Here is a 19,522-nt window from a genome sequence, read left to right as displayed (position 1 = left end):
GCCTGTGCAAATGAGAGCTGATTATCGAACAGGAAGCAAGGCGCTATGTCTGCCGCATCGCAACAAGGAGACGCGTGATGCAGACCCGCAAGCTAGGAACTGAATTGGATGTCTACCCCGTCGGCCTCGGCTGCATGGGCATGAGCTTCGTCTATGGCGGCCAGGAGGAAAAGGAGTCAATCGCCACGCTGCGCCGCGCCGTCGAGATCGGCGTCAATTTCTTCGACACGGCCGAGGTCTATGGCCCCTATGAGAACGAGAGCCTGCTCGGCAAGGCGCTGGGACCGGTCCGCGACCGCGTGACCATCGCGACCAAATTCGGCTTCAGGATCCTCGAAGAAGGCGCGGGCATCGATCGCATGGCTGGTCTCGACAGCCGCCCCGAGCACGTCAAGGCGGTCGCCGAGGCGTCGCTAAAGCGGCTCGGCACCGATGTGATCGACCTCTACTACCAGCACCGTGTCGATCCTAATGTGCCGATCGAGGACACGGTCGGCGCCATGGCCGAGCTGGTGCGCGAGGGCAAGGTGCGGGCGCTGGGTCTGTCGGAAGCGAGCGCGGCGACCATCCGCCGGGCGCATGCCGTGCATCCGATCGCGGCCGTGCAGAGCGAATATTCGCTATGGAGCCGCGACCCGGAAGAAGAAGTGTTCGCCGTCTGCCGCGAGCTCGGTATCGGCTTTGTCCCCTACAGCCCGCTCGGCCGCGGCCTGCTCACCGGCACCATCGCCAAGCCCGACGTTCTCGGCGCCGACGATTGGCGCCTTAGCTTGCCGCGCTTCCAGGCCGAGGCGATGGCAGCCAATGCCAAGGTGATCGCCACTCTGGAAAAGATGGCGGCGGAGAAGGGCGTGACGTCAGCCCAGTTGGCGCTGGCCTGGGTGCTGCACCAGGGGGATTTCATCGTGCCGATCCCCGGCGCGCGAAAAATCCGCCATCTCGAGCAGAACACGGCGGCGGCTGAGATCGAATTGAACGCGGCCGAGGTCGCGGCCATTGGCGACGCGCTGTCGCCGGACAAGGTCGTTGGCAAACGCTACACGGAGGAGCTGCTGGCGTTGGTCAACGGGTGAATGCCTGAAGGGGCGCATCGGCGCCCCTTTTTTGAGCGCCGCGCAGCGCAGAAGGCCGCGAGACGTTGGCGGGACAGCGCCCCCCGCCGACATTTCAAACTTTCATAGGCTCACCACGGCACCACCGCGATCTCCGGCCAATTCTCCTTCGCACGCGCGCCCTTGACCTCATGCGTCTGCCTGTTGTCCATCACCCGGTTCGGCGTGATGCGGAACGAGAAGATGTCGTCGAGGCCGAACGGCGCCACCAATTCCAGCTGCCCGTCAATGTCGTAACGCACGCCAACCGCATGGGTCCGCGAGGCGAAATGGCCGAGCGAGTGGCTGGAGCTGATATAGCGGGGGCAGGTTCGGCCGAACTTGAGGGGATACCACAGATGCACCCGCGCCTGGTTGCGGATTTCGACCGGCAGCGGCAAGCCGGCGAAGACTGGAGCGGCGCGGGCAATCACGCCGTCTTCGGCCTCATAGGACAGGTCGCTCTCGTCGAAATAGAACAGGTCGACATCCCTGATGCCGTAACCCGACGGTTTGCCGGTCAGATGGTTCCAGACGCTGTTGTAGAGCGCGCCTGAGACAACCAGCCAATCGGGCAGATCGAGCGCGCGTGCACGCGCCAGCGTCTCGCCGAGCAGGGGGTCGGCGGAGACGATGTCGAGGAACGCCGCCCGTTGGGTTTCAAAGGAGAGCCCGGAATAGCGCAGATGGTCCATCGCCCTTTGGAGGGCGATTCGTCACCTGCACGCAATCTCTTTACTCACTGTGGGTTGGGCTCGGACCAGAATACAGGCTCCTCGATTGGCGGCCACTTTTCGCCATATACAAAGCCCTCGATTGCATCCAGCTTTCCTGCAACCTCATCGAAGAACAGCACCATGCCGCAGCGAAGCTGATCAGGCCCAACGCAGGCGACCCGAAGCGAACTGAACACCCGGCTCTCAAAACGCAATTCAGGGGGAACCGACGAGGGAATGACTGTTGTCATGAATCCTACAGGATTGCGGCTGCGGCCTTTGACCTTCAGTACGTGCGCCGCATCATGAGAAATGCCTGCTGAACGACAGAACTCCTGAACAAAAAAATCTCGAGCGGACTCAGGTCCATTAGCTTAACCTCGTAGCACACCACCGGTCTGCTTGCCGACATTCTCGACGATGCGCCTGGCCAGCGCCTCGAAATCCTCGTCGGTCAGCGTCTTTTCGACCGGCTGGATCGACACTTCGATGGCGATCGACTTCTTGGCGGTACCCAGCGACGCCCCTTCGAAGACGTCGAAGACCGAGACGCCCGATATCAGCTTCTTGTCGGCGGCAAGGGCCGCGCGAACAAGCGTGCCGGCCTCGACCGCCCTGTCGACGACGAAGGCGAAATCGCGCTTGACCGCCTGGAAGGGCGACAAATCGAGCCTCGGCTTTGTTTTCGTCGGCTTGGCCTTTGGCTCGGGCACGGCATCGACGAAGACCTCGAAGCCGCAGAGCGGCCCTGAGACATCAAGTCCTTCCAGCGTCTTCGGATGGAACTCGCCGAATGTGCCGAGCACCGTCTTCGGTCCGAGCTTGATCGTGCCGGAGCGGCCGGGATGGTACCAGGCCGGGCCGCCGGCCTCGATCTGCAGCCGCTCGACCGGCGCGCCGCAGGCCTCTAGTGCTGCGATCGCATCGGCCTTGGCGTCGAACACGCCGACCGGACCTGAATTGCCGGCCCAGTTGCGGCCGGAGCCGTCGAGCTTGGCCGTGCCGCGCCGCACGCCGGCAGCGACACGCCGCTGCTGGTCGGCGCCATCGCCCTCATAGGTGCCCGAGACCTCGAACAGCGCGACATCGCCAATGCCCTTGTCGGCATTGCGCTGGGCGGCGGCGATCAGGCCGGGCAGCAGCGAGGGCCGCATGTCCGACATGTCGGCGGCGATCGGGTTGGCAAGCTTAAGTGCTGCCTGGCCGCCGCCGAACAGTTCGGCGTGCTTTGCCGGAATGAACGACCAGGTGACGGCCTCCATCATGCCGCGCACGGCAAGCGCCCGCTTGGCCGCGCGGGTGCGGATCTGCAGCGTCGTCAGGATTTTTGCGTTGACGGCGTCATGGGCACCGAGCGGCTGGGCCAAGATGTTGTCGACCCCATGGATGCGCATCACCTCTTCAACCAGGTCGGCCTTGCCGTCGACATCCGGCCGCCAGGAAGGGACCTTCACGTCGACGATGTCGCCCGAGCCCTGCGGCTCGAAGCCGAGGCGCGACAGGATGTCGAGGCTTTCGTCCCTGGGCACCTCGATGCCGGTCAGCCGCTTCACTTCCGACAGCGGGAAGGCCACGATCTTGGGCGTGTGGCCTGCATAGCCGACGACTTCGATCTCGGTCGGTGTGCCGCCGCAGAAATCGAGCACCAGCTTCGTCGCCAACTCCACGCCGGGGACCATGAATTCGGGATCGACGCCACGCTCGAAGCGGTAGCGCGCATCGGTGATGATGCCGAGCGTGCGGCCAGTGCGGGCCGTGGTAATCGGATCCCAGAGCGCGGATTCGATCAGCACGTCCGACGTGTTCTCGTCGCAGCCCGAATGCTCACCGCCCATGATGCCGGCGATCGACTCGACACCGTCCTCGTCGGCGATGACGCACATTTCGGGCGTCAGCGTGTATTCGCGACCATCGAGCGCCTGCACCTTTTCGCCATCGCGCGCCCTGCGCACGGTGAGGTTGCCGGCGACCTTCGCGGCGTCGAAGACATGCAGTGGCCGGCCGCGGTCGAAGGTCACGTAATTGGTGATGTCGACCAGCGCGCTGATCGGCCTCAGCCCGATGGCGAGCAGCCGCTGCTGCAGCCATTTCGGCGATGGGCCGTTCTTGACGCCCTTGACCAGCCTGAGCGCGAAGCCGGGGCAAAGCTCCGGCGCTTCAATCTTCACCTTGACCGGGCACATGCCATCGCCGGCATGCGGCATGATCGCGCCGCCAACGAGGCGGCCAAGCCCGCTTGCGGCGAGATCCCTGGCGATGCCGTAGACGCTTGTCGCATCCGGCCGGTTCGGCGTCAGGTTGATCTCGATCACCGGATCGTCGAGATGCGCATAGGCGGCGAAGCTGGTGCCGACAGGCGCATCCTCCGGCAGGTCGATGATACCGTGATGCTCGTCTGACAGCTCCAGCTCGCGCTCGGAGCACATCATGCCGTGGCTCTCGACACCGCGGATCTTGCCGACGGTCAGCGTCACGTCGATACCGGGAACATAGGTGCCGGGCGCGGCGAAGGCGCCGATCAGGCCGGCGCGGGCGTTTGGCGCGCCACACACCACTTGCACCGGGGCCTTGCCGTCGCCGGTATCGACGGTGAGCACACGCAACCGGTCGGCGTCGGGGTGCTGCACCGCCGTCAGCACCTTGGCGATGACGAAAGGTTTCAGGCCCGCCTTGTCGTCGACATGCTCGACTTCGAGGCCGATCGAGGTCAGCCGCTCGACGATCTCCGCCAGCGAGGCGTCGGTCTCGAGATGGTCCTTGAGCCAGGAGAGGGTGAATTTCATGACAGTGTTCCGTCTGATGGTCTTTGCCCGTCAGGACTTTGCAAGTTGGCAGGTCTGGGCACGCTGGTCTTGAGATGTCTCGGCAAGTCGTCCGGCATGTGCAAATAGGGGAGTTGCTCGCGCACATGGGCGTGGTGGGTCGGCTTGAAATAGGCCGGCATGTCCATGGCGCCGAGCATGAAGTAGATATGGTCTTCCAGCCGCTCGTCGACATAGGCGATGGGCGAGCCGCAGATGCCGCAGAAGGAGCGCGTCACCGGCCCGTTCTCGAACATCTTCAACGCCTTGCCGGTAAAGGCGACCTGACCGGTCATGAAGCCGACAAAGGCCGATACCGGCGCGCCGCTGGCCCGCCGGCAATCGCCGCAATGGCAGTAGCTGATGTGATGCGGTTCGGCCGAGGCCTCGAACCGCACGGCGCCGCAGCGGCAGCCGCCGGCGTGCGGCGCTGTCATGTGCTCAGTCCTCCGAACAGGGTCGGCATGTCGAGCGGCCTGAAACCGTAATGCGACAGCCAGCGCACATCGGCGTCGAAAAAGGCGCGCAGGTCCGGCATGCCGTATTTCAGCATGGCGATGCGGTCGATGCCCATGCCCCAGGCAAAGCCCTGGTACTCGTCCGGGTCGAGCCCGCCATGGCGCAGCACATTGGGATGGACCATGCCGCAGCCGAGGATCTCCAGCCAGTCGGAGCCTTCGCCGAAGCGCACCTCGCCCGGCCTGGAGCGGTCGCACTGGATATCGACCTCGAGGCTGGGCTCGGTGAACGGGAAGAAGCTCGGCCGGAAGCGCATCTTGACCTGCGGAACCTCGAAGAAGGCCTTGCAGAACTCTTCCAGCACCCACTTCATGTTGGCGACATTGGCCGTCTTGTCGATCACCAGCCCCTCGACCTGATGGAACATCGGCGAGTGGGTGGCATCGGAATCCTGCCGGTAGGTCTTGCCGGGGATGACGATGCGGATCGGCGGCTTCTGCCGCTCCATGGTGCGGATCTGCACCGGCGAGGTGTGGGTGCGCAACAGCTTGCGCTCGCCCTTCTCGTCCGGCTGGAAGAAGAAGGTGTCGTGCATCTCGCGCGCCGGGTGTCCCTCGGGGAAGTTCAGCGCGGTGAAATTGTAATAGTCGGCCTCGATATCCGGGCCTTCGGCGATGGCAAAGCCGAGATCGCCGAAGATCGCGGCGATCTCGTCGATGACCTGGCTGATCGGATGGATGCGGCCGCGCTCGGCCGGCGACTGGCGCACCGGCAAGGTGACATCGACCTTCTCGGCAGCGAGCCTGGCGGTGATCGCCACATCCTTCAACTCGGCCCGGCGAGCGGAAAGCGCCTCGGTGACGCGGTTCTTGAGGCCGTTGATCGCCGGACCCTTGAGCTGGCGCTCTTCGGCGCTCATCGCGCCCAGCGTCTTCAGCATTTCGGAGACCGAGCCCTTCTTGCCGAGCGCAGCGACCCGAACGGCTTCAATCGCGGCTTCGTCCGCGGCCGACGCGATGTCGGCAAGCAGCGAGCCTTCCAGGACTTCAAGATTTCCAGCGGTGGCGTTCACGGCGAAACTCTCTCGATCAGGTGAGCAACACCGCGCGGTGCGTCACCATTTTGGTTACATCGGGATCAAAAAAGAACCCGCGCCAGCCGTGCCAGCGCGGGTTCCCCAAATCAAAATTGCGAATGCTTGGGAAGCGCTGGTCTTAAGCGACAGCGCTTTCAAAAGCGTTCGGCGTGGTGTTCTTGAGGTATTCGAGCGCGACCTTGGCCTTGGCCACGAGTGCGGCGAAAGCCTGCGGCTCGTGGATGGCCATGTCCGACAGGATCTTGCGGTCGATTTCGATGCCGGCCTTGTTGAGGCCGTCGATGAAGCGGCCATAGGTCAGGCCGTGTTCGTGGGTCGCGGCATTGATGCGCTGGATCCACAGCGCGCGGAACGACCGCTTGCGGTTCTTGCGGTCGCGATAGGCGTATTGCAGCGACTTTTCCACCGCCTGCTTGGCGATGCGGATGGTGTTCTTGCGGCGGCCGTAGAAGCCCTTGGCGGCTTTCAGGACCTTCTTGTGCTTGGCGTGCGAGGTGACGCCTCTTTTTACGCGTGCCATGTCATGATCTCCTTAAAAGCAATTCCAGGAAAAGTGGCTAGCGGTTTTCCGTTCGGAATTGCGTAAAACAAATGCGTGTCCGGACCGAATGCCCTAGAGGCCGTTCGGCAGAAAATTCTTGATGACCTTCTTGCCATCCGGTTCAGCCAGAACCATCGTGCCGCGGGCATTTCGAATGAACTTGTTGGAACGCTTGATCATGCCGTGACGCTTGCCGGCCGCAGCCGACAGGACTTTACCCGTACCTGTGATCTTGAACCGCTTCTTGGCGGCCGATTTGGTCTTCATCTTGGGCATTTTGCTACTCCGTTTATATGCGCACGATCGCGCTTTTTGTTCGCTTCAGGCCGACCAAAGCCCGAAAAGCAAATGAAACCGCCACGGCATGCCCTGCCGGGCGGTTTTTTGGGAACGGCGGCTCTATACGTCAAAGCCGGCGGCTGTGCAACACCTCAGGAGAGGCGACGTTCCGCCCCGATCACGGGAAGCGAAACAGCACCGGCAGCATACCCGACTGCTGCGCGCCGTCGATCAGTTCGAAGAATGGCAGCGCCACCAGGAACACCAGCCCGTCCAGCAGCGTGGTGCGCAGCAGGCGCGGCTTGAAGCTGCCGGTGTCGCCCTCCTCATAGAGCGAAAGCTTCGGCAAGAAGCGCGGCACTTTCGCCAGATAGGCCCGGTATGGCGCGCCGAGGATCTCCTTGAGGTACCTCTCCTCGCGCAGGATGACGATGTAGAAGGCACAAGCGCAGAGCACCCCAAAGCCGATCGTGGCCGTGATCGAGCCGATCTGTGCGCCGACGCCGGCGGCAGCCAGAGTGGAGAAGACATAGAGCGGGTTGCGGGTGATCGAATAGGGTCCGCCGATCACCACTTCGGAGGATTTGCGTCCGCCGATATAAAGCGTCGACCACAAGCGCCCGACGACGCCGAGAAAGATCAGCAGGACGCCGACCATTTCGATCGTCTCATGCACAATCGTGTCGGGCGGAAAGGTCGATTGGCCGAACAGCAGCGCTGCGAACATCACCACGATCAGCACGGCAAGCACCAACCTGCGCATATGCTGGTAGCCGCCAAGCCCGTGCTTGACTTGCTCGTATCTGACTTCATTGACCATGTCGGATTTCCGATCGTCGAGGAACTTGCCGAGAGCGCCCGGCCAAGAAAACAGGCGCCCCGCCGATCGCCGGGACGCCTTGCACCATGATTCAGGCGGATTTAATGCACGTCAGCCAAAACCTTGCCGGTTTTGAGGCAACGGCGCTTAACGGGGCGCCAGCACCATCATCATCTGCCGGCCTTCGAGCTTCGGTTCGGCTTCGACCTTGGCGATGGGCGCCACTTCCTCGCGAACCTTGTTCAGAAGTTGCATGCCGAGTTCCATATGCGCCATCTCGCGGCCGCGGAAGCGCAATGTCAGCTTGACCTTGTCGCCTTCCTCGAAGAAGCGCCGGACGGCCTTCATCTTGGTCTCGTAGTCATGGCTGTCGATGTTCGGGCGCATCTTGATCTCCTTGATCTCGATGACCTTCTGGTTCTTGCGCGCCTCGGCCGCCTTCTTCTGGTTGGCGTATTTCAGCTTGCCGAGATCGAGGATTTTCACGACGGGCGGCACCGCGTTGGGCGATATCTCGACCAGATCGAGCCCCGCCTCTTCGGCGAGCAGCAATGCGTCGTTGATGGAGGTATCGCCGCGGTTCTGGCCGTCGGCGTCGATAAGCTGGACCCGGGGAACCCGGATGTCACGGTTGGAGCGCGGGCCATCCTTGGTGGGCGCCGCTGCTTTGAAAGGTCTGCGAATGGTCGTGTTCTCCTTGAGCCGTTTCGTTCAGGATGTTCAGTTCGGTTTGTGAACGCGCCAATGTGGTGAGCGCGCGGTCGGAGTCAATAGCACAGCATTCTCAGGAAATCACCTGATTGCAGGCCTGCACCAAGCAAAGAAAGACCGACAGCACTTTTCGCGGGACCTGCGGCTGTGCCAAAAGACCGGCGTGAAGGAACCAACCATGACCAATCCGGTTTTTCTCGACGTCGACGGAACCAACATCGCCGTCCGACAGATAGCGGGCGCCGCGCCCGGCATCGTCTGGCTCGGCGGCTACAAATCCGACATGCTGGGCACCAAGGCCGAAACGCTGTCGCAATGGGCGGAGGGGCAGGGCCGCGCCTTCCTGCGCCACGATTATTCCGGCCATGGCGAATCCGGCGGCGCCTTCGCCGACGGCACCATCTCGAAATGGCTGACCGGGAGCCTTGCGGTGTTCCGCCATTGCACCAAGGGCAAGCAGATCCTGGTCGGCTCCTCGATGGGCGCCTGGATCGCGCTGCGCATGGTCCAGGAATTGCGCAAGGCGGGCGAGAACCGCATCGCCGGCCTGGTGCTGCTGGCTCCGGCGCCGGATTTCACCGCCGAACTGGTCGAGCCGGTGCTGACCAAGGCGCAGAAGCGCGCCCTCAAGGAGAAGGGATTTTTCGAGGAGCCGTCGGATTATTCCGCCGAGCCTTACATCTACACGCGCGCGCTGATCGAGGACGGGCGCAACAACCTTGTGATGACCGGGCCGATCGACACGCATTGCCCGGTCCACGTATTGCAAGGGCTGGCCGATCCCGATGTGCCGTCAAGCCATGCGCTGAAACTGGTCAGCCTGCTGCCGGCCGACGACGTGACGCTGTCGCTGATCCCCGGCGGCGACCACCGCCTGTCGCGGCCGCAGGATCTCGACATGCTGGTGCGGGCAGTCGACGCCATGGCGCGGCAGGCAGCCTAGAGAATGCGCATTTCCATTCCGATATCCGCCTTCGTGGCGGCAATTGTCGGCTTCGGCGGCACGCTGGCCATCGTGATCGCCGCCGCAAAGGCGGTCGGCGCGACGCAAATCGAAACCGCAAGCTGGGTGACGGCGCTTTGCCTGGCCATGGCGATCGAGAGTCTGTGGCTGTCATGGCGCACGAAAATGCCTGTCATCACCGCCTGGTCGACGCCGGGGCTGGCACTGATCGCGGCATCGAGCGGCTTTTCGATGGCGGAGGCCGTCGGCGCCTTCATCGTCACCGGTATCCTTTTGATCGTCACCGGACTGTTCAAGCCATTGACCCGGTTGATCGCCAGGATACCGGCCTCGGTGGCGTCGGGCATGCTGGCCGGCATACTCGTCAGCTTCGCCACCAATGCGGTCAAGGCCATTCCCGTCGATCCCTGGCTGATCCTGCCGCTGATCGCGGCCTTCTTCGTCATCAGGCTGTTCAATCCGGCGCTGTCGGTTCTCGCGGTGCTGATCGGCGGCGGCTTCGCCGCCTTCCTCACCGGCCGGGTCGGCGGCCTGCCGACACCGGAATTATCGACCCTGACGCTGGTTGCGCCGCATTTCTCCGTCACGGCGCTGATCGGGCTCGCCCTGCCGCTCTACCTCGTCACCATGGCCTCGCAGAACCTGTCCGGCCTCGCCGTGCTGAGGGCGGCCGGCTACCATCCCGAGCCCGGCCCGCTGATCGGCGTCACCGGCCTGTTTTCGCTGTTGACGGCGCCGCTCGGCGCCTCGACCACCAATCTGGCGGCGATCTCGGCGGCGATCTGCACCGGACCGGACGTGCATCCGGATCCCACCGAGCGCTGGAAGACCGGGCCCTTCTATGCGCTTGCCTATCTCGTCTTCGCCCTGTTCGGCGCCTCGCTGGTGGCGATCTTTGCCGTTTTGCCGCAGAGCCTGATCGTGCTGGTCGCCGGCCTGGCGCTGATGGCGCCGCTCGCCAACGCGCTGTCGATCGCGCTCAAGGAAGAAAGCGAGCGCATGGCCGCCACCGTCACCTTTGCTGTCACCGCCTCGGGGCTGACGCTGTTCGGTGTCGGCGCCGCGTTCTGGGGCCTGGTTGCCGGCCTGGTCGTGCTTTTCCTCGAAATGCTCAAAAAGCGATAATCATTTCAGCCGCTTCTCCGGTTTTGGTCGATACTGTCTTGAATCGCCGTTTTTCCGTTCCCATTTCGATTCCACGCAGCCGGGTTTGGCTGTCTCCAACTGAAGGAACGGGAGAAAATGAACACATCTGCTTTGATCCGTCCGGCCTGGACGCCGGCGACCATCGCGCTGATGGTAATCGGTTTCATGGTGTTCTGGCCGCTCGGCTTCGCCATGCTCGCCTACATCATCTGGGGCGACCGGCTCGACGGCTTCAAGCGCGACGTCAACCGCGCCACCGACGGCATCTTCGCCGGCTGCCGCCGCGGTTCCGACAAGGCCGCGCGCTGGGGTCATGGCTCCGCCCGCACCGGCAATGTCGCTTTCGACGACTGGCGCGAAAAGGAACTCGAGCGCCTGGCTGAAGAGCGCCGCAAGCTTGACGAGATGCTGAGCGAGTTCGACGATTATGCTCGCGAGCTGCGCCGCGCCAAGGACCAGGACGAATTCGACCGGTTCATGGCGAACCGCAACAGGTCGACTGCCCCGACCACGACGGGCTCGACGACAACGGGAACGACCAAGACGACCGGGCCGGCGACGCCCAAGCGCAAGGGCTCGAACCTGCTTGACGACTAGCGCCGAGCAACAAGCCTTGGCATGATGAACGGCGTCGCGCGAGCGGCGCCGTTTCTTTTTTGTTCTCTTTTCGCGTTCGCACCTCTAGTCGTTTTCCTCGAATCGCGTATCGTCCGGCCATGACCATCGGCTTCTTCCGCAACCTGACCAAGCCCAAGCCTGCGCCCGTCGTGGAGCGCGAGCATTGTGTCGCCGGCCGCACGCTGCCCCTCAAGATCGTCGAGAGCGACCGGGCGCGGCGGCTGACGCTGCGCATCGATTCCGGTGGCCGTGGTCTGCGCATCACCGTGCCGCCGGGCCTGCGCCGGGGCGAGGTCGAAAAATTCCTCGACCGCCATCAGGACTGGCTGGAGCAGCGGCTGGCCAAGGTGCCAAACCGGCCGCAGGTGCGGCCAGGCATCAAGATCCCGGTGCGCGGCGTGCCGCACCGCATCGTCCATGAACCGGCAAAGCGCGGCACGGTCACCATCTCGCGCGACGAGCGCGGACCGCTGCTGATCGTGCATGGCGAACGCATACATCTGCCGCGCCGCATCGCCGATTTCCTCAAGCGCGAAGCCAAGCGCGAGATCGAGCGGCTGGTGGTCAAGCACACTGCGACGATCAACAAGCGCGCCAAGGCGATCCGCTTCAAGGACACATCCAGCCGCTGGGGCTCCTGCACCTCGGACGGCAACCTGTCCTTCTCCTGGCGGATCATGATGGCGCCGGCGCCGGTCATCAACTATCTCGTCGCGCATGAGGTGGCGCATCTCAAGGAGATGAACCACGGCCCGAAATTCTGGAAATTGTGCGAGCAGCTTTGCCCCGACACCGAGCGCTGCAAGGACTGGTTGAAGCGCAATGGCGGCGCGCTGCAGGCGATCATGTTCGAGTAGGGTGCCTGTAGGAGCGCGGAATGAAAAACCGTAGCGATCCTTCGCGCCCTCCGCTGTCCCGCCGGCGTCGAAAGGTTCTGCGCCGCCGCTCGGATGTCACGGCATTAGCCAGTCCGCTCAATCATCATTCGCCGCGTTGAGTTCCTCCGGTCGCAAGCCTTCATCGGCCTGGCGGGGCCATGGCAAGAAGCCCTTCTCGAAGGCGTCGCTGCCGAAATAGTCGAGCGCGCGCTGTGCCTCGGCGCCGTTGAAGGCGGCCTTGCCCATCAGATGGGCAATGACCTCGCGGGCCTGCGCGATCTTTTGCCTGAGTTCGACGACGGTTTCGTCTGCCATGCTTGTTTGCTCCCGCCTCTATTGCCTTCGAAAGAAGCTAGCGCTTTCTGTCCGGCTGGCAAACAGTATGCTTTTTCTCGACTCTTTTGCCGTTTCGTGCCAATCCCGCGCCATGGCGCTCGACATCAAGATATGCGGGTTGAAGACCGACGGGGCATTGGCCGCGGCATTGGCCGGCGGCGCCAGCCATGTCGGCTTTATTTTCTTCGCCAAAAGCCCGCGCTTTATCGATCCACCGGATGCCGGCCGCTTGCGTGAAGCAGCGATCGGCAAGGCCAAGGCTGTCGCCGTGACGGTCGACGCCAGCGATGCGTTCCTGGACGAGATCGTCGAAAAAATGCATCCCGACATGCTGCAGCTTCACGGGTCCGAGCCGCCGGAGCGGGTGGCCGAGCTCAAGGCGCGTTACGGCCTGCCCGTCATGAAGGCGCTGCCGGTCAGCGAGGCTGCGGATCTGGAGCGGATAAAGCCCTTCTTCGGCATTGCCGACCGCTTCCTGTTCGACGCCAAGCCGCCTAAAGGTTCGGAATTGCCGGGCGGCAATGGCGTCGCCTTCGACTGGCGCATCCTGGCCGGTCTTGACGCCGGCGTCGATTACATGCTTTCCGGTGGGCTCAACGCCGGCAATATCGGCGATGCCCTAAGACTTGCCAACCCGCCCGCAATCGACATCTCGTCCGGTGTGGAAAGTGCACCGGGCGTCAAGGATCCGGCGCTGATCGAACAGTTTTTCCGGGCCGTGAGGGCAGCGCGCGACAACCGCGCAGCCTGAAGGATAGAACCCGGAGTATGTCCCGGAAAAGTGGAAGCCGGTTTTCCGACAAGGACATGCTCCAAAACAAGAAGTAGGAGATCGGCGATGGACAAGCCGGCGACACCCAATTCCTTCCGCACTGGACCCGACGAACAGGGCATGTTCGGCATCTTTGGCGGCCGCTTCGTCGCCGAGACGCTGATGCCGCTGATCCTCGACCTCGAGCGGCACTGGAACGAGGTCAAGAACGACCCGGACTTCAAGGCCGAACTGACTGACCTTTCGACCCACTATGCCGGACGGCCGTCGAAGCTTTATTTCGCCGAGGGCCTGACCAGGCATTTGGGCGGGGCGAAAGTCTATTTCAAGCGCGAAGACCTGAACCACACCGGCTCGCACAAAATCAACAATTGCCTCGGCCAGATACTGCTGGCCAAGCGCATGGGCAAGAAGCGCATCATCGCCGAGACGGGCGCCGGCCAGCACGGCGTCGCAACGGCCACGGTGGCGGCGCGCTTCGGCTACCCCTGCATAGTCTATATGGGCGCCACCGACGTCGCCCGCCAAAGCCCCAATGTCTTTCGCATGAAACTGCTCGGCGCCGAGGTCAGGCCGGTGACGGCCGGCCACGGCACGCTGAAGGACGCCATGAACGAGGCCTTGCGCGACTGGGTGACCAATGTCGAGGATACTTATTACCTGATCGGCACCGCCGCAGGCCCGCATCCCTACCCGGAACTGGTGCGCGACTTCCAGTCGGTGATCGGCACCGAGGCGCGCGCCCAGATCCTCGAGCAGGAAGGCCGGCTGCCGGACACCATCATCGCTTGTGTCGGCGGCGGTTCCAACGCCATCGGCCTGTTCCATCCCTTCCTCGACGACAGGCAGGTCCGCATCATCGGCATCGAAGCCGGCGGCCGCGGTCTCGACGGCGTCGAACATTGCGCCTCGATGAATGCCGGCGCGCCCGGCGTGCTGCACGGCAACCGCACCTATCTCCTGCAGAACGCCGACGGGCAGATCATGGACGGGCACTCGATCTCGGCCGGCCTCGACTATCCGGGCGTCGGCCCCGAGCATTCCTGGCTGCGCGATAGCGGCCGCGTCGAATACGTGCCGATCCTCGACGACGAGGCGCTGGAGGCTTTCAAGCTGACGACGCGGGTCGAAGGCATCATTCCGGCACTGGAATCGGCCCACGCCATCGCGCATGCGGTCAAAATCGTGCCTGACATGGACAAGGACCAGATCGTCATCGTCAACCTGTCCGGCCGCGGCGACAAGGACGTGCACACGGTGGCCGACATGCTGGGCATGGAGATCTGATATGACCACCCGCATCGACCGCCGCATGGCGAAGCTGAAAACCGAAGGCCGCCCGGCGCTCGTCACCTATTTCATGGGCGGCGACCCGGATTACGAGACCTCGCTGTCGATCATGAAGGCGCTGCCTGGCGCCGGCAGCGACATCATCGAACTCGGCATGCCGTTTTCCGATCCGATGGCCGACGGCCCGGCGATCCAGGCGGCCGGGCTCAGGGCGCTGAAGGGCGGACAGACGCTGGTCAAGACGCTGAAGATGGCGTCGGAATTCCGCGCCGCCGACAATGAGACGCCGATCGTGCTGATGGGCTACTACAATCCGATCTACATCTACGGCGTCGACCGCTTCCTCAAGGATGCCATCGCCAGCGGCATTGACGGGCTGATTGTCGTCGACCTGCCGCCGGAAATGGACGAGGAACTCTGCATTCCGGCGCTCAAGGCTGGCATCAACTTCATCCGGCTGGCGACGCCGACCACCGACGACAAGCGACTGCCCAAGGTGCTGCAGAACACCTCCGGCTTCGTCTACTACGTGTCGATGACCGGCATCACCGGCTCCGCGCTGGCCGACACCGGCAAGGTGGCGGCGGCGGTCAAGCGCATCAAGGGCCATACCGACCTGCCGGTCTGCGTCGGCTTCGGCGTCAAGACCGCCGAGCAGGCGCGCATCATCGGCGCCAATGCCGATGGCGTCGTCGTCGGCACCGCGATCGTCAATGCCGTCGCCAATGTGCTGGGCCCGAAGGGCGAGAAGACCGCCGATCCGGCCGAGGCGGTCGCCACACTGGTCAGCGGCCTCGCCCAGGGCGTTCGTTCGGCCCGCCTTGCTGCCGCCGAATAGTATCCCTACGTCTTTCCTACCTCTTCGTCAGGACAGGAGCCGAAGCGATGAACTGGATCACCAACTACGTCCGCCCGAAGATCAATTCAATGCTCGGCCGGCGCACCGATATGCCCGAGAATCTCTGGATCAAGGATCCCGAGACCGGCGAGATGGTCTTCCACAAGGATCTGGAGCAGAACCAGTTCGTCATCCCGTCGTCCGGCCATCACATGAAGATCTCGGCCAAGGAGCGGCTGAAATTCTTCCTCGACGACGGCAAATACGAGACGCTCGATAATCCCAAGGTGGTGCTGGATCCACTGAAATTCCGCGACGAGAAACGTTACACCGACCGGCTGAAGGACGCCAAGGCCAAGACCGGGCTGGAGGATGCGATCGTCAATGCGCTGGGCACGATCGAGGGCCTGCCGGTGGTGGTGACGGTGCAGGATTTTGCTTTCATGGGCGGCTCGCTCGGCATGGCGGCGGGCGACGCCATCGTGCATGCGTTCGAGGTCGCCCTGCAACGCAAGCGGCCGTTGATCCTGTTCGCCGCTTCCGGCGGCGCCCGCATGCAGGAAGGCATCCTGTCGCTGATGCAATTGCCGCGCACCACGGTCGGCGTCGACCGGCTGAAGGAGGCCGGGCTGCCTTATATCGTGGTGCTGACCAACCCGACCACCGGCGGCGTCACCGCGTCCTATGCGATGCTGGGCGACGTGCACATCGCCGAGCCCGGCGCGCTGATCGGCTTTGCCGGGCCGCGCGTCATCGAGCAGACCATCCGGGAGAAACTGCCCGACGGCTTCCAGCGCGCCGAATATCTGATGGAGCACGGCATGGTCGACATGGTGGTGTCGAGGCTGGAGATGCGCGAGACAATCGCGCGGCTCCTGAAAATGCTGCTCAAGGTGCCGCAGGAGCAGAAGCCGCTGGAGCCCGAAATCCTCCCGCCGGCGACGATCCCGGTGGAAGCGCGTCCGCAGGCCTGACGCGACATTCCTGGCGCGAACCGCGGTTGCGCGAGATGTCGCGCGCCGCAGCTTCTTGATTTTGCGCATGCCCCTTTCTGGAAATCGATTCCGATCCGCGGGCTCATGCGCTAGGATTCTCTCCCATGACAACACTTGCCGCCGACCGCGAAATCGAAAGCCTGATGGCGCTTCATCCGAAGGGCTTCGATCTTTCGCTGGACCGTATCTCCAGGTTGCTCGAGCGGCTGGGCAATCCGCAGGACCATCTGCCGCCGGTCATCCATATCGCCGGCACCAACGGCAAGGGCTCATGCGCCGCCTTCTCGCGGGCGCTGCTGGAAGCGGCCGGCCATCTCGTCCACGTGCACACGTCGCCGCATCTGGTGAACTGGCACGAACGCTACCGGCTGGCCGCCGAAGGCGGCGGCAGACTGGTCGACGATGATGTCTTCGCCGAGACAATAGCGCGCGTCGCCAAGGCCAACGAAGGTCAGACGATCACCGTCTTCGAGATCCTCACCGCCGTCACCTTTCTCTTGTTTTCCGAGCATCCGGCCGAAGCCGCGATCATCGAGGTCGGGCTCGGCGGCCGTTTCGACGCCACCAATGTCGTCGCCAGGCCGGCGGTGTCGGTGATCATGCCGGTCTCGCTCGACCATGAAGCCTATCTCGGCGACCGGGTCGAACTGATCGCCGCCGAAAAGGCCGGCATCATCAAGCGCGGTTGCCCGGTGGTCATCGGCGCGCAGGAAAGCGACACGGCGCTGCAGGTGCTGATCGAAACCGCCGAGCGGCTCGACTGCCCGACCTTCGTCTACGGCCAGGATTTCCTCGCCTTCGAGGAAAACGGCCGCATGGTCTACCAGGACGAGGACGGACTGATGGACCTGCCGCCGCCACGCCTGCCGGGACGTCACCAGTTCGCCAACGCGGCGGCGGCGATCGCGGCGGTGAAGGCCGCCGGCTTCGAGATCAGCCACCGCGCCGCCGAAAAGGCGATGGCCGTTGTCGCCTGGCCGGGCCGCATGCAGAAACTGCCGCAGGGTCGGCTGACGGATCTGGCGCCGAAGGGCGCCGACATCTGGCTCGACGGTGGGCACAATCCGGGAGCAGGCATCGTCGTCGCCGAAGCCCTGGCCGAGCAGGAGGAAAAGAACCCGCGGCCGCTCGTCCTGATCGCCGGCATGATAAACACCAAGGACCAGGCCGGCTATTTCCGCGCCTTCAAGGGCCTCGTGCGGCATGTCTACACCGTTCCCGTGAGCCTCAGCGAGGCCGGCGTGCCGAACGACGAACTGGCGATCCGCGCCACGGAAGCGGGGCTGTCGGCCGAGCCGGTCAGTTCCGTCGCCAACGCGCTGATGCTGCTGCGCGACAGCTGGGACGGGCAGCCGCCACGCATCCTGATCGGCGGTTCATTGTACCTGGCCGGCGCGGTGCTGGCCGAAAACGGCACGCCGCCGACCTGAGCATTCGTCTTGTCGCGTCCAGCGTAAGGAGCTAATCATGATCGAGGTAAAACAGCTCGCTCACGTCTGCATCTTCGCGCATGATCTGGAAGCGACGCGAAGTTTCTACCGAGACGTGCTCGGCCTGGACACCCAGTTCAACTTCCTGCGCGACGGCAAGATCTTCGGCTTCTACCTCAATTGCGGTGGCCGCAGCCATGTCGAGGTGTTCAGGAAAGATGGAACGAGCTACAGCGAGTTCAACCAGATCAACCATTTCTGCCTTGAAGTGAAAGATATCGACGCGGCGATCGTCCATATCAGGTCGAAGGGCATCGATGTCACGGCAAAGAAACATGCCTGTGACGACACATACCAGGCCTGGATCCGCGACCCCAACGACGTGAAGATCGAGCTTTTCGAATATACCGACAAAAGTGCACAATTCGTCGGCGGCGATCGTATCGCCGATTGGTGATAGCGCCCCGGAGCGGCTTTTATGCATGTCGCTATCGCAAACCCCTGCGCACTTTTGCGCGACATGCGTTAGTTTCTGTGCCTGCGGTAGCGAAAACTGCCCTGGCTTTCAGCTGGACGGATTTAAGAGCCGTTCAGAAATCCCACGGTGAGATCAGCTCAAGGCTGGTAGTGCCAAAGTCACTGAGATTGCGCGTTGCCAGCCGACCGCCGTTCACGCGCGCGATCGCAGCAATCATGCCGTCGGGAGCCGACATGCCACGGCCTTGGCGCACGGCACTTCCCATGATCTCGCCATAGGCCAGGGCAGCTTCTTCCGTCAGCCCGAAAATCCGGTCGGCAAACCGACGACGCCACTGGGAGAGTCCCTGCTCCAAGCGATCGGCGCGTTCGTCAGGGCGTACTTTTTGGATGCCAAAGGCAATTTCAGCGATCGTCACGGTAGGAAGTGCCAGTTCAGCATCATACCGGACAAGCCAGGCCACAACGGCTGGATGCGGTGCCTTCTTCAGAGTCTCCGAAACCACGTTGGTATCGATGAAGATCAAAGATCGGGCCCTGTATGAGCTTGGCGGTCTTCGCGGATGATTTTCTCCAGATCAATGTCAGCACCGCTGCTCGCCGTCAGGCGAGCATAGAAAGAGGAAGCGGGCTCGCGGCCCGCTTCACGAATCTCATAGGATTCAAGCGCACGTTCGACCACATCGGCTATCGAACGATTTTCGCGACGAGCAAGCCTATGGGCCAGATCGCGTGCTTTTGCGCTACGCACAGACAGCTGTGGCTCGGCCATTTCAACCTCCTGCTTGCAAAAGATATACCTCTGCGCAGGCTTGCCATCAAGATGGCAGCTGACAGCTTGCCATCAAAACTCGTACCAGTCGGACCTTTTGCCAATCCCACGGCATCTACTTCAGCTCGATCTCGATGAAGGCGTATTCGCCCTCATTGGCGCTGATGACGTCGTGCTCGACGCCTTCCTTGCGGAAATAGGGCGCGCCCTTCTTCATCTCGGCGAAGGATTCGCCGTCCTTGGTTAACAGCTTCAGCTTGCCGTCCATCAGCGGCACGATGACATAGTCGTGGCCATGGCGGTGCCAGCCGGTGTTGTCGCCCGGCTGGAAGCGGTACTCGGTGACGATGACGCGCTCATTGTCGATGAAGACGGTGGCCTTGGCGGATCCGGTCATGGGTTTCTCCTGTCTGCCTGAACAGAGGACATGGAGCGCTACAGTGCGAGGGCCAGAGCGACCAGTCGATGACGCCAAAGAAAAGCCCGGCTTCG

At 63.2% G+C, this 19,522-nt stretch carries 24 protein-coding genes; 11 read left to right on the top strand and 13 right to left on the bottom strand.

All coding sequences use genetic code 11. The features are described 5' to 3' along the window. The first annotated feature begins 77 nt into the window (after positions 1–77). Positions 78–1,073 (top strand): aldo/keto reductase, encoded by a 996-nt coding sequence (locus CN311_RS09300; RefSeq protein WP_097573029.1) that lies wholly within the window; start codon positions 78–80, stop codon positions 1,071–1,073. Between the two features lie 110 nt (positions 1,074–1,183). On the opposite strand, the gene CN311_RS09295 is transcribed toward CN311_RS09300, so the two are convergent. The 9 genes from CN311_RS09295 to infC all read right to left on the bottom strand — a co-directional run bounded on the left by CN311_RS09295 (position 1,184) and on the right by infC (position 8,487). Further along, positions 1,184–1,786, bottom strand: coding sequence for a nucleotidyltransferase family protein (locus tag CN311_RS09295; RefSeq protein WP_097573028.1), 603 nt, complete (start codon positions 1,784–1,786; stop codon positions 1,184–1,186). Positions 1,787–1,830: 44 nt separating this feature from the next. Beyond that, positions 1,831–2,058, bottom strand: a complete 228-nt coding sequence (locus CN311_RS32195; RefSeq protein ID WP_133117159.1) for a hypothetical protein — start codon at positions 2,056–2,058, stop codon at positions 1,831–1,833. A gap of 123 nt (positions 2,059–2,181) precedes the next feature. After that, positions 2,182–4,590: a phenylalanine--tRNA ligase subunit beta gene (pheT, locus tag CN311_RS09290; RefSeq protein WP_097573027.1), complete on the bottom strand. Its 2,409-nt coding sequence runs from the start codon at positions 4,588–4,590 to the stop codon at positions 2,182–2,184. Next, positions 4,587–5,045 (bottom strand): GFA family protein, encoded by a 459-nt coding sequence (locus CN311_RS09285; RefSeq protein ID WP_097573026.1) that lies wholly within the window; start codon positions 5,043–5,045, stop codon positions 4,587–4,589. Before CN311_RS09285 ends, pheT begins: the two co-directional genes overlap by 4 nt. Beyond that, positions 5,042–6,139 (bottom strand): phenylalanine--tRNA ligase subunit alpha, encoded by a 1,098-nt coding sequence (gene pheS, locus CN311_RS09280; protein WP_097573025.1) that lies wholly within the window; start codon positions 6,137–6,139, stop codon positions 5,042–5,044. Before pheS ends, CN311_RS09285 begins: the two co-directional genes overlap by 4 nt. 142 nt (positions 6,140–6,281) lie before the next feature. After that, a complete protein-coding gene (gene rplT, locus CN311_RS09275) occupies positions 6,282–6,683 on the bottom strand; it encodes a 50S ribosomal protein L20 (RefSeq protein WP_006201247.1) in 402 nt (133 codons plus the stop codon). 93 nt (positions 6,684–6,776) lie between these two features. Continuing rightward, positions 6,777–6,980, bottom strand: a complete 204-nt coding sequence (gene rpmI, locus CN311_RS09270) for a 50S ribosomal protein L35 (RefSeq protein ID WP_006201248.1) — start codon at positions 6,978–6,980, stop codon at positions 6,777–6,779. Between the two features lie 181 nt (positions 6,981–7,161). Beyond that, positions 7,162–7,803: a methyltransferase family protein gene (locus tag CN311_RS09265; protein WP_097573024.1), complete on the bottom strand. Its 642-nt coding sequence runs from the start codon at positions 7,801–7,803 to the stop codon at positions 7,162–7,164. Between the two features lie 147 nt (positions 7,804–7,950). After that, a complete protein-coding gene (infC, locus tag CN311_RS09260; protein ID WP_097573023.1) occupies positions 7,951–8,487 on the bottom strand; it encodes a translation initiation factor IF-3 in 537 nt (178 codons plus the stop codon). Positions 8,488–8,692: 205 nt separating this feature from the next. Between infC and CN311_RS09255 the strand changes: the two genes are divergently transcribed. The 4 genes from CN311_RS09255 (at position 8,693) to CN311_RS09240 (ending at position 12,099) form a co-directional block, all read left to right on the top strand. Beyond that, complete coding sequence (locus tag CN311_RS09255) at positions 8,693–9,457, top strand: alpha/beta hydrolase (protein ID WP_097573084.1); 765 nt, start codon at positions 8,693–8,695, stop codon at positions 9,455–9,457. A 3-nt stretch (positions 9,458–9,460) separates the two neighbouring features. Then, a complete protein-coding gene (locus CN311_RS09250; RefSeq protein ID WP_097573022.1) occupies positions 9,461–10,603 on the top strand; it encodes a benzoate/H(+) symporter BenE family transporter in 1,143 nt (380 codons plus the stop codon). A 117-nt stretch (positions 10,604–10,720) separates the two neighbouring features. Beyond that, positions 10,721–11,221 carry a DUF2852 domain-containing protein gene (locus tag CN311_RS09245; RefSeq protein WP_097573021.1) on the top strand — a complete coding sequence of 167 codons (501 nt, stop codon included), beginning with the start codon at positions 10,721–10,723 and terminating at the stop codon, positions 11,219–11,221. A 119-nt stretch (positions 11,222–11,340) separates the two neighbouring features. After that, positions 11,341–12,099, top strand: coding sequence for a M48 family metallopeptidase (locus CN311_RS09240; RefSeq protein WP_097573020.1), 759 nt, complete (start codon positions 11,341–11,343; stop codon positions 12,097–12,099). Positions 12,100–12,216: 117 nt separating this feature from the next. Here CN311_RS09240 and CN311_RS09235 read toward each other — a convergent pair whose 3' ends face one another. After that, the gene (locus CN311_RS09235) at positions 12,217–12,435 is read right to left on the bottom strand and encodes a hypothetical protein (protein WP_097573019.1); all 219 of its coding nucleotides are present in this window, start codon (positions 12,433–12,435) and stop codon (positions 12,217–12,219) included. Between the two features lie 112 nt (positions 12,436–12,547). Between CN311_RS09235 and CN311_RS09230 the strand changes: the two genes are divergently transcribed. The 6 genes from CN311_RS09230 (at position 12,548) to CN311_RS09205 (ending at position 18,238) form a co-directional block, all read left to right on the top strand. Next, positions 12,548–13,207 (top strand): phosphoribosylanthranilate isomerase, encoded by a 660-nt coding sequence (locus tag CN311_RS09230; RefSeq protein WP_097573082.1) that lies wholly within the window; start codon positions 12,548–12,550, stop codon positions 13,205–13,207. 87 nt (positions 13,208–13,294) lie between these two features. Then, positions 13,295–14,515: a tryptophan synthase subunit beta gene (gene trpB / locus CN311_RS09225; RefSeq protein WP_097573018.1), complete on the top strand. Its 1,221-nt coding sequence runs from the start codon at positions 13,295–13,297 to the stop codon at positions 14,513–14,515. 1 nt (position 14,516) lies between these two features. Further along, complete coding sequence (gene trpA / locus CN311_RS09220) at positions 14,517–15,356, top strand: tryptophan synthase subunit alpha (RefSeq protein WP_097573017.1); 840 nt, start codon at positions 14,517–14,519, stop codon at positions 15,354–15,356. A 47-nt stretch (positions 15,357–15,403) separates the two neighbouring features. Further along, positions 15,404–16,330 (top strand): acetyl-CoA carboxylase, carboxyltransferase subunit beta, encoded by a 927-nt coding sequence (gene accD / locus CN311_RS09215; protein ID WP_097573016.1) that lies wholly within the window; start codon positions 15,404–15,406, stop codon positions 16,328–16,330. A 125-nt stretch (positions 16,331–16,455) separates the two neighbouring features. Continuing rightward, the gene (locus CN311_RS09210) at positions 16,456–17,781 is read left to right on the top strand and encodes a bifunctional folylpolyglutamate synthase/dihydrofolate synthase (RefSeq protein WP_097573015.1); all 1,326 of its coding nucleotides are present in this window, start codon (positions 16,456–16,458) and stop codon (positions 17,779–17,781) included. Positions 17,782–17,818: 37 nt separating this feature from the next. Beyond that, entirely contained in the window at positions 17,819–18,238 is a 420-nt protein-coding gene (locus CN311_RS09205) for a VOC family protein (protein ID WP_097573014.1), read from the top strand. Positions 18,239–18,371: 133 nt separating this feature from the next. Here the strand turns inward: CN311_RS09205 and CN311_RS09200 are convergent, their stop codons facing one another. The 3 genes from CN311_RS09200 to CN311_RS09190 form a co-directional block, all read right to left on the bottom strand. Next, positions 18,372–18,785 carry a type II toxin-antitoxin system VapC family toxin gene (locus tag CN311_RS09200; RefSeq protein WP_097573013.1) on the bottom strand — a complete coding sequence of 138 codons (414 nt, stop codon included), beginning with the start codon at positions 18,783–18,785 and terminating at the stop codon, positions 18,372–18,374. Next, a complete protein-coding gene (locus CN311_RS09195) occupies positions 18,782–19,030 on the bottom strand; it encodes a type II toxin-antitoxin system VapB family antitoxin (RefSeq protein WP_097573012.1) in 249 nt (82 codons plus the stop codon). Before CN311_RS09195 ends, CN311_RS09200 begins: the two co-directional genes overlap by 4 nt. Positions 19,031–19,145: 115 nt before the next feature. Next, the gene (locus tag CN311_RS09190; RefSeq protein ID WP_097573011.1) at positions 19,146–19,427 is read right to left on the bottom strand and encodes a cupin domain-containing protein; all 282 of its coding nucleotides are present in this window, start codon (positions 19,425–19,427) and stop codon (positions 19,146–19,148) included. Positions 19,428–19,522 lie beyond the last annotated feature (95 nt).

This window comes from Mesorhizobium sanjuanii (assembly GCF_002529485.1).
Lineage (GTDB): Bacteria > Pseudomonadota > Alphaproteobacteria > Rhizobiales > Rhizobiaceae > Mesorhizobium > Mesorhizobium sanjuanii.
This window is presented reverse-complemented; position numbering and strand designations above follow the sequence as displayed.

Bases quoted from the DNA above. Each gene is read 5' to 3' on its own strand.
- CN311_RS09300 (WP_097573029.1), top strand. From the start codon at position 78: ATGCAGACCCGCAAGCTAGGAACTGAATTGGATGTCTACCCCGTCGGC.
- CN311_RS09295 (WP_097573028.1), bottom strand. From the start codon at position 1,786: ATGGACCATCTGCGCTATTCCGGGCTCTCCTTTGAAACCCAACGGGCG.
- CN311_RS32195 (WP_133117159.1), bottom strand. From the start codon at position 2,058: ATGACAACAGTCATTCCCTCGTCGGTTCCCCCTGAATTGCGTTTTGAG.
- pheT (WP_097573027.1), bottom strand. From the start codon at position 4,590: ATGAAATTCACCCTCTCCTGGCTCAAGGACCATCTCGAGACCGACGCC.
- CN311_RS09285 (WP_097573026.1), bottom strand. From the start codon at position 5,045: ATGACAGCGCCGCACGCCGGCGGCTGCCGCTGCGGCGCCGTGCGGTTC.
- rplT (WP_006201247.1), bottom strand. From the start codon at position 6,683: ATGGCACGCGTAAAAAGAGGCGTCACCTCGCACGCCAAGCACAAGAAG.
- rpmI (WP_006201248.1), bottom strand. From the start codon at position 6,980: ATGCCCAAGATGAAGACCAAATCGGCCGCCAAGAAGCGGTTCAAGATC.
- CN311_RS09265 (WP_097573024.1), bottom strand. From the start codon at position 7,803: ATGGTCAATGAAGTCAGATACGAGCAAGTCAAGCACGGGCTTGGCGGC.
- CN311_RS09255 (WP_097573084.1), top strand. From the start codon at position 8,693: ATGACCAATCCGGTTTTTCTCGACGTCGACGGAACCAACATCGCCGTC.
- CN311_RS09250 (WP_097573022.1), top strand. From the start codon at position 9,461: ATGCGCATTTCCATTCCGATATCCGCCTTCGTGGCGGCAATTGTCGGC.
- CN311_RS09245 (WP_097573021.1), top strand. From the start codon at position 10,721: ATGAACACATCTGCTTTGATCCGTCCGGCCTGGACGCCGGCGACCATC.
- CN311_RS09240 (WP_097573020.1), top strand. From the start codon at position 11,341: ATGACCATCGGCTTCTTCCGCAACCTGACCAAGCCCAAGCCTGCGCCC.
- CN311_RS09235 (WP_097573019.1), bottom strand. From the start codon at position 12,435: ATGGCAGACGAAACCGTCGTCGAACTCAGGCAAAAGATCGCGCAGGCC.
- CN311_RS09230 (WP_097573082.1), top strand. From the start codon at position 12,548: ATGGCGCTCGACATCAAGATATGCGGGTTGAAGACCGACGGGGCATTG.
- trpB (WP_097573018.1), top strand. From the start codon at position 13,295: ATGGACAAGCCGGCGACACCCAATTCCTTCCGCACTGGACCCGACGAA.
- trpA (WP_097573017.1), top strand. From the start codon at position 14,517: ATGACCACCCGCATCGACCGCCGCATGGCGAAGCTGAAAACCGAAGGC.
- accD (WP_097573016.1), top strand. From the start codon at position 15,404: ATGAACTGGATCACCAACTACGTCCGCCCGAAGATCAATTCAATGCTC.
- CN311_RS09210 (WP_097573015.1), top strand. From the start codon at position 16,456: ATGACAACACTTGCCGCCGACCGCGAAATCGAAAGCCTGATGGCGCTT.
- CN311_RS09205 (WP_097573014.1), top strand. From the start codon at position 17,819: ATGATCGAGGTAAAACAGCTCGCTCACGTCTGCATCTTCGCGCATGAT.
- CN311_RS09195 (WP_097573012.1), bottom strand. From the start codon at position 19,030: ATGGCCGAGCCACAGCTGTCTGTGCGTAGCGCAAAAGCACGCGATCTG.
- CN311_RS09190 (WP_097573011.1), bottom strand. From the start codon at position 19,427: ATGACCGGATCCGCCAAGGCCACCGTCTTCATCGACAATGAGCGCGTC.